The organism is Deltaproteobacteria bacterium, from assembly GCA_016234845.1.
GTDB lineage: Bacteria > Desulfobacterota > Deferrimicrobia > Deferrimicrobiales > Deferrimicrobiaceae > JACRNP01.
Genome location: JACRNP010000177.1, coordinates 1 through 7,076, shown reverse-complemented (window position 1 = coordinate 7,076; position 7,076 = coordinate 1). Strand labels below are relative to the sequence as shown.

7 protein-coding genes are annotated in these 7,076 nt (G+C 67.8%); 2 read left to right on the top strand and 5 right to left on the bottom strand.

Features of this window, described 5'->3' with window-relative positions; all coding sequences use genetic code 11:
* Positions 1-63 precede the first annotated feature (63 nt).
* On the bottom strand, positions 64-1,506 hold the full coding sequence (locus HZB86_11520) for a hypothetical protein (protein ID MBI5906151.1): 1,443 nt from the start codon (positions 1,504-1,506) through the stop codon (positions 64-66).
* Positions 1,507-1,587: 81 nt separating this feature from the next.
* Between HZB86_11520 and HZB86_11515 the strand changes: the two genes are divergently transcribed.
* A complete protein-coding gene (locus tag HZB86_11515) occupies positions 1,588-2,130 on the top strand; it encodes a DUF2628 domain-containing protein (protein MBI5906150.1) in 543 nt (180 codons plus the stop codon).
* A 72-nt stretch (positions 2,131-2,202) separates the two neighbouring features.
* Here the strand turns inward: HZB86_11515 and glnA are convergent, their stop codons facing one another.
* From glnA to plsY, 3 genes are all read right to left on the bottom strand, one after another.
* On the bottom strand, positions 2,203-3,615 hold the full coding sequence (gene glnA, locus HZB86_11510) for a type I glutamate--ammonia ligase (protein ID MBI5906149.1): 1,413 nt from the start codon (positions 3,613-3,615) through the stop codon (positions 2,203-2,205).
* A 49-nt stretch (positions 3,616-3,664) separates the two neighbouring features.
* Entirely contained in the window at positions 3,665-4,003 is a 339-nt protein-coding gene (locus HZB86_11505) for a P-II family nitrogen regulator (GenBank protein ID MBI5906148.1), read from the bottom strand.
* A 189-nt stretch (positions 4,004-4,192) separates the two neighbouring features.
* Positions 4,193-4,810 carry a glycerol-3-phosphate 1-O-acyltransferase PlsY gene (gene plsY / locus HZB86_11500; protein MBI5906147.1) on the bottom strand — a complete coding sequence of 206 codons (618 nt, stop codon included), beginning with the start codon at positions 4,808-4,810 and terminating at the stop codon, positions 4,193-4,195.
* Positions 4,811-4,884: 74 nt separating this feature from the next.
* On the opposite strand from plsY, the gene HZB86_11495 reads away from it, so the two are divergent.
* Positions 4,885-6,114 (top strand): hypothetical protein, encoded by a 1,230-nt coding sequence (locus HZB86_11495; protein ID MBI5906146.1) that lies wholly within the window; start codon positions 4,885-4,887, stop codon positions 6,112-6,114.
* Between the two features lie 3 nt (positions 6,115-6,117).
* Here HZB86_11495 and HZB86_11490 read toward each other — a convergent pair.
* Positions 6,118-7,076, bottom strand: a 959-nt coding sequence (locus tag HZB86_11490) for an NADP-dependent malic enzyme (protein ID MBI5906145.1), incomplete at its 5' end; no start/stop codon positions are given.

Sequence of the window (7,076 nt, the reverse complement as noted above, 5' to 3'; positions counted from 1 at the left end):
CCCCCCTCCTGCGGCGACTCCGCCGGACGCCCCTGCTCCGGACGCTCCTGCAACATTACTCCGCTACGGCAGGGCGCCGCCGACGACCATGCGGACGGCGTGGTTGCCGTAGTCGGCGATGTAGGCGTTGCCGCGGGAGTCCACGGCGATCGCGCGGGGGTCGTTGAGGCGGGCGGCGGCCGCGGGGCCGCCGTCGCCGGAGAAGAACCCTGCCCCTCCTGCCCCAGCCAGAAGATGGACCTTGTTAACGGAATCGGTGTAAAGCACCCGGTTGCTGTCACCCTCAACGAAAAAGATTTTCCCCGAGATCGGGTTGTGGTCGACTACTCTCGGTCTAATCAAAGTCAACGCAGATGCATCAAGATTGTCGACAAATGAACTCCCCCCCGGATACCCGACCATGTAGTAGATGTTCCCGTCCGCGAGGGAAATCCGCATGATCCGGTCGTTGTCGGTGTCGGCGAAGACCAGGGAGTCGGCCACCGACGCGTAGGCGATGCTCGATGGCGCCCGCAGCTGGTAATTCAATCGCGAGATCGGTTCCGTGGTGTCGTACGGCTGGTTGTCGGCCACATATTCGGATTTCGAGGTACCTTCCAAACGGTAGACGCGCCGGTCGATGTAGTTTACGAAGTAGACCAGGTCCACGTTGACGACTGCGAGATCGAACCGTGCCGCCGGGTTGGCTACCCCGTTGTCGTACATAACGCTTGCCACCACCCCGTTGTCCACCCGGATGATCTGGTTCCAGTAGTTGAACAGGTAGACGTTTCCGGACGGGTCGAGGTCGATGTCCGACACCGCGTCGATCGGGGAGGAAGCGGCCGCCGTTCCGGGGGTGATGGTCCCATGAGCCCCGCTCCCGGCGAAGTGGGAGATATAACCGTACCGGTCGACCGCCCGGACGCGGCCGTAACTCGTCGTGAAGGTTGAAACGTAGATCGTATCGTCCGGCCCGACCTTGACCGCCGCCGGATTCCGGAGCAGCGCCTCGTTGTCCAGGCCGCCGTCCCCCGTGTCGCCCGGGGTGCCCGCGCCGCCGGACGCGGGGGCGCCGCAGACCGTGACGATCGTCCCCTTCGCGTACATCGGGACCGGGACCGTCTTCGTCTCCCCCGCCGATAGCGTGATCCCGTTGAACCAGCCGCGGCCCAGCAGCGGCGCGTTCGTGCCGAGGGTCACCGCGGTGTTGTCGTATTCGTCGACCTCCACCGTGATCCGGGTCCCGGGAGGGATGCCGCCGATCTCCCCCCTTCCCGCCGACCGGTCGAACCACCGCTCGATCGGGGCAAAGTGGGGCGCGAGGACCCGGATGAGGATCCGGTTGGACGGGTGCGTGGCGTAGGACGGCGTCCGCGACGCTGTCGCGTGCGCCGATGCCGGAGCGGCGGCGGGCTCCGGGTACGTGAGCTGCACCGCCAGCGTCCCGCCCCTGGAGGTCGAGCACCCCCCCACGACGACGGCGGCCAGGATCGACAGGAGAAGGATCTCGCGGCTGCGCCGCATGCGACGGGTGCCCCCGGGGTGGAATCGCCCTATATAATACCTTCATCGGCATCCAGCACAAGGAGGGTCCGGGAGCGGTCGATGGAGTGGAATCCCCAAGGCGCGTCCATGCCGACGCGCGAGGAGATCGCGGCGTGCGTCGGGCCGAAGGCCGACGCGTACCGCCGCCGGTTCGAGCGGTTCGGCGCCGACGGGGAAACCCGGTTCGCCTTCTCGTGGAACTGGCCCGCGTTCTTCGCCGGGACGTGGTGGTACCTCTACCGGAAGATGTACGGGTGGGCGCTGCTCGACTTCGTTTTGAGCGTCGCCCTCGGGTGGACCCTCTTCGTCCCCCTGCTCTGGGCGGTGGCCCGCGCGGTCACGGGCGACTACCTCTACTTCCGGCGGGTGGAACGGATGGTCCGCGATTCCCGGCCGCTCCTCTCCGCCGGGGTCCCGGCCGACGACCCGGCGCGGATCGAGCGGCTGGCCCGCGAAGGCGGCGTGCACGCCTGGGTGCCGCGGGTGGCGGTCGCGATCGTCGTGCTGCTCCTCCTCCTGGGCGTACTGTTCTTCGGAACCCTCTGGGAGATGATGCCGCCGCTGCGCGACATCTGGCGGGACGCCCCGGGGCGCTGGACGTAGGACGCCGGACAAAAAGCGAAGGGGCCCCGTCGCCGGGGCCCCCCGTGGTGCGGTGAATCCCTTTCGATCCGCCTAGCAGTCGAAGTAGAGGAAGAACTCGTGCGGGTGCGGCCGCAGCTTCACCGGGTTCACCTCGGCCTCGATCTTGTACTCGATCCACTTCTCGATCACGTCGATCGTGAACACGTCCCCCTTCAGCAGGAACTCGTGGTCGGTCTCCAGGGCCTTGAGCGACTCCTCGAGCGACCCCGGCGTGGTCGGGACCTCGGCCAGCTCCTCCGGCGACAGCGCGTAGATGTCCTTGTCCAGCGGCTGCCCCGGGTCGATCTTGTTCTGGATGCCGTCCAGCCCCGCCATCAGCTGCGCCGCGAACGACAGGTAGCCGTTGCACGACGGGTCGGGAGTGCGGAACTCGAGGCGCTTGGCCTTCGGCGACGCCGAGTACATCGGGATCCGGATCGAGGCGGAGCGGTTCCGGCTGGAGTACGCGAGGTTCACCGGCGCCTCGAAGCCGGGGACCAGCCGCTTGTACGAGTTCATCGTGGGGTTGCTGAACGCGCAGATCGCCTTGGCGTGCTTCAGGATCCCCCCGGCGTACCACAGCGCCATCTTCGAGAGGCCGCCGTACTCCTCGCCCGCGAAGAGCGGCTTCCCGCCCTTCCACAGCGACTGGTGGGTGTGCATCCCCGAGCCGTTGTCGGCGAAGAGCGGCTTCGGCATGAAGGTGACGGTCTTCCCGAACTTCCGGGCGACGTTCTTGCAGATGTACTTGTACCACTGCAGCGCGTCGGCGACCTTGACCAGCGTGTCGAACCGCAGGTCGATCTCGGCCTGGCCGGCGGTGGCCACCTCGTGGTGCTGCGCCTCCACCTTCAGCCCCACCTGCTCCATCACGCGGACCATCTCGTCGCGCAGGTCGTGCTGCGAGTCGGTCGGCGGGACGGGAAAGTACCCCTCCTTGTGGCGCGGCTTGTACCCCAGGTTCGGACCCTCCTCGCGCCCGGAGTTCCAGGTCCCCTCCTCGGAGTCGATGTAGTAGTAGCCGAAGTTGGACCCCGTGGCGTACCGGATGTCGTCGAAGATGAAGAACTCGGCCTCGGGGCCGAAGTACGCGGCGTCGGCGATTCCGGTCGACTTCACGTACGCCTCCGCCTTCCGCGCGATGTTGCGCGGGTCGCGGGTGTAGTTCTCCTTGGTGATCGGGTCGACGATGTTGCAGATGAGGGACAGGGTGGGACGGGTGATGAACGGGTCGACCACGGCGGTCTCCGGGTCGGGGATGACCAGCATGTCGGAGGCGTGGATCGGCTGCCACCCGCGGATCGACGAGCCGTCGAAGCCGAATCCCTCCTCGAAGCTGTCCTCCTTCAGCTCGTAGATCGGCACGGCGAAATGCTGCCACGTGCCGACGAAGTCCATGAACTTCAGGTCGACCATCTCGATGCCCTTGCTCTTGGCGAATGCCAGCGTTTCCTTCGCGTTCATTACGGACCCTCCTGGGGGTATGGTTGGATCGGGACGATATCCCGTGCGATCAGATGGCGTCGTGCCCGCGCTCGCCGGTGCGGATCCGGACGACCTCCTCGACGTTCGTGACGAAGATCTTGCCGTCGCCGATGCGGCCGGTGCGCGCCGATTTCTCCACGACCTCGACCACCTGGGCGACGAGGTCGTCGGGGACGATGATCTCCAGCTTGATCTTCGGCAGGAAGTCCACCACGTACTCCGCGCCGCGGTACAGTTCGGTGTGCCCCTTCTGGCGACCGAACCCCTTCACCTCCGACACCGTCATCCCCTGGACCCCGATGTCGTTCAGCGACTCCTTCACCTCGTCCAGCTTGAACGGCTTGATGATGGCCTCGATCTTCTTCATGGGGACACCTCCTTGGAGAACGGTGAAGCAACGGGCGTACCATATCCGCGCAACCGCGGGATGTCCCGGGCGAAACCCCGGAAAATGTCCTTGGCATCCGGGGAGATATCGATGGGAGGGCGCCGGCCGCGGGCGAACGGGGCGCATGCTCCGCTCCCCGCCGCTGCCCACCGGTTGGGCAGCGGCTGCCTAATCCCTGTGCAGCCGGAACTTGCTCTCCTGCCCGGCGAGGAGCCGGTGGATGTTCTCGCGGTGGGTCCAGATCACGAGGAACGCCATCACCAGGGACAGGTTCAGGTAGGAGCGCGGGCCGCCGAGGATGGCCATGACGACCGGCAGGCCGACCGCCGCGCAGAGCGACCCGAGCGACACGTACCGCGTGAAGTAGACGACGCCTATGAAGAGGACGACGAGCACGAAGACGGTCACCGGGGAGAGGAACGCGACGACCCCGAGGGCGGTCGCGACCCCCTTCCCCCCCTTGAACCGGAGGTACACCGGGAAGATGTGCCCGAGGAACACCGCCCCGCCGACCAGCGCGAGCCAGACGTCCGCCGGCGCGCCGAGGAGCATCCGGGCGAGCGCGAGGGCGAACACCGCCTTCCCCGCGTCGAGCAGCAGGGTCAGCGCGCCCGCCCCCTTGCCGAGCGTGCGCGCGACGTTCGTCGCCCCGATGTTCCCGGAGCCGGCGTTCCGGAGGTCGACCCCCCGGTCGAACGCCTTCGCCACCACCATTCCGAACGGGACCGAGCCGACCAGGTACCCGAAGACGACGAGCAGCGCGCCGCGGATCCAGGATAAGTCCATAGCCCCGGATTCTAGCAGAAACCCCGCGGGCGGGGACGTTTACGTCGCCGCGGCGGGCTGTTAGAATGCCGGGCATGCCCAGGATACCGACCGCCGCCGCGATCCTGGTCGCGATGGCCGCAGCGATTCCGGCCGGCGCGTCCCCGATGGCGACCTACCAGTCCGCCGCCGTGTGCATGGAGTGCCACCCCGAGATCTTCCGGTCCTGGGCCGGGTCCCAGCACGCCTCCTCGTACACCGAACCCGCGTTCCAGCTCCCGTACGACCGCGTCCGCCGCGCGAACCCGAAACGCACCCTCGCCTGCGAGCAGTGCCACAACCCGATGCGGTTCCTGCTCGCCCCCGGAGATCCGCGGGCCGCCATCTTCTCCCGCGAAGGGGTGACGTGCGACTTCTGCCACTCGGTGGAGGCGATGAATCCCGGCACCGCGTTCCCCCGGTACAAGGCCCGGGCCGGGATCAAGTTCGGGCCGAGGGAGAAGAGCTCCGTCAACAGCCCCCACGTGCTCCGGTTCTCGCGCCTGCACATCACCTCCGAGTTCTGCGCGGGGTGCCACGAGTACCGGAACGAGTTCGGCGCGCCGATCCTCACCACGGCGAGCGAATGGGAGCAGAGCTTCTACCGCGGCACCGGGGTCCACTGCCAGTTCTGCCACCTTCCGGAGCTGTTCGACGCGCGGTTCATCGACGGGAAGAAGGGGAAGGGGCCCGTCGACCACGCGATGGTGGGGGGGCACTCCCGCGAGCGGCTGTCCCGCGCGATCCCCGTCCACGCCCGCCTCGTGCTGTCCGGGAGGGAGGCCGTCGTGACGGTCACCCTCAAGAACGAGCTGGTGGGCCACGCCACGCCCACCGGCATCCCGACGCACCGGATCCGCCTGGCGGCGACGCTGTTCGACACGGTGGGGAACCCGCTGGGGACCCGGGAAGAGCTGTTCGAGAAGGTGATGGGGGACGGGACCGGGAAGCCGCTGGTCCGGGCGGAGGACATCTTCCTGTCCGCGCGCGAGGTGCTGAAGGACAACCGGATCCGCCCGAAGGAGACGCGGGTGGTGAAGTTCGCCTTCCCGCCGGGGGAGACGGTCCCGGCGACCGCCTCGGTCGCGGTCACCTACGAGATGCCCACGCCCGATATCGCCCCCGCGGTGCGCTACATCGAGATCCCGATCGCCGGCCAGGTGGTCCTGGCGGAGCGGTCGTGGGCCCCCCGGAAGGCGGTCATCCTGTTCGCCGCCGCGGCGCTCGCGTTCCTCGTCTGGCTGATGTTCCGGAAAAAAGGGAGGGGGAAGGAGCCGTCGCCGTAAGGATCAGGTCTCCTCGACCTCTTCCGACCGCGGGCGGGCCACGCCGGTCTCGAAGGCGGCGCGTTCGACCGCCTCGGCGACCTTCGCGTGCATCTCCAGGTCGAGGATCGAGGGAACCAGCTCCCCCGCCGTTGCGCACGCGCTGATGGCCTTGGCCGCGGCGATCTTCATCCGGTTGTTGATCTTCCGCGCCCGGGCGTTCAGCGCCCCCCGGAACAGCCCCGGGAAGGCGAGCGCGTTGTTGGCGCCCCGGCCGTCCGCGGCGAACGACGCCCCCGCCGCCCGCGCCTCGTCGGGCGGGATCTCCGGCTTCGGGTTGGACAGCGCCAGGATCACCTGGCCCTTCCGGATCATCTCCTTCTTGATCAGCCCCGGAACGCCGGTCGTGCAGATGACGATGTCGGCGGTCGCCATGATCTCCGCCAGCGTGACCGGTTTCCCGCCCGCCTTCGCGAAGATCTCCTGCGCCACCGGGTTGATGTCCCCCCCCAGCATCTTCCGGACGCCGTACGCCATCAGGAGCTTCGAGATCCCCATCCCGGCCGCGCCCAGCCCGACCATCCCCACCGTGTCGTTCTTCACCTGCATCCCGACGTACTTGCTGGCGTTCAGCAGCGCCGCCAGCACCACCACGGCGGTCCCGTGCTGGTCGTCGTGCATCACCGGGATGTCGAGCATCTCGCTCAAGCGGTCCTCGATCTCGAAGCACTCCGGCGCCTTGATGTCCTCCAGCTTGATCGCGCCGAAGGTGGGGGCGATCGACGCGACCGTCCGGATGATCTCCTCGGTGTCCCTGCTCTGGATGAGGATCGGGATCCCGTTGATCCCGACCAGGGCGTCGAAGAGGACCGCCTTCCCCTCCATCACCGGCATGCCGGGGACCGCGCCGATGTCCCCCAGCCCCAGGATGGCGGTGCCGTTGGTGACGATCGCGACCGAGTTCGGGATCACCGTGTAGTCGT

Bases quoted from the DNA above. Each gene is read 5' to 3' on its own strand.
- HZB86_11520 (MBI5906151.1), bottom strand. From the start codon at position 1,506: ATGCGGCGCAGCCGCGAGATCCTTCTCCTGTCGATCCTGGCCGCCGTC.
- HZB86_11495 (MBI5906146.1), top strand. From the start codon at position 4,885: ATGCCCAGGATACCGACCGCCGCCGCGATCCTGGTCGCGATGGCCGCA.
- glnA (MBI5906149.1), bottom strand. From the start codon at position 3,615: ATGAACGCGAAGGAAACGCTGGCATTCGCCAAGAGCAAGGGCATCGAG.
- plsY (MBI5906147.1), bottom strand. From the start codon at position 4,810: ATGGACTTATCCTGGATCCGCGGCGCGCTGCTCGTCGTCTTCGGGTAC.
- HZB86_11515 (MBI5906150.1), top strand. From the start codon at position 1,588: ATGGAGTGGAATCCCCAAGGCGCGTCCATGCCGACGCGCGAGGAGATC.
- HZB86_11505 (MBI5906148.1), bottom strand. From the start codon at position 4,003: ATGAAGAAGATCGAGGCCATCATCAAGCCGTTCAAGCTGGACGAGGTG.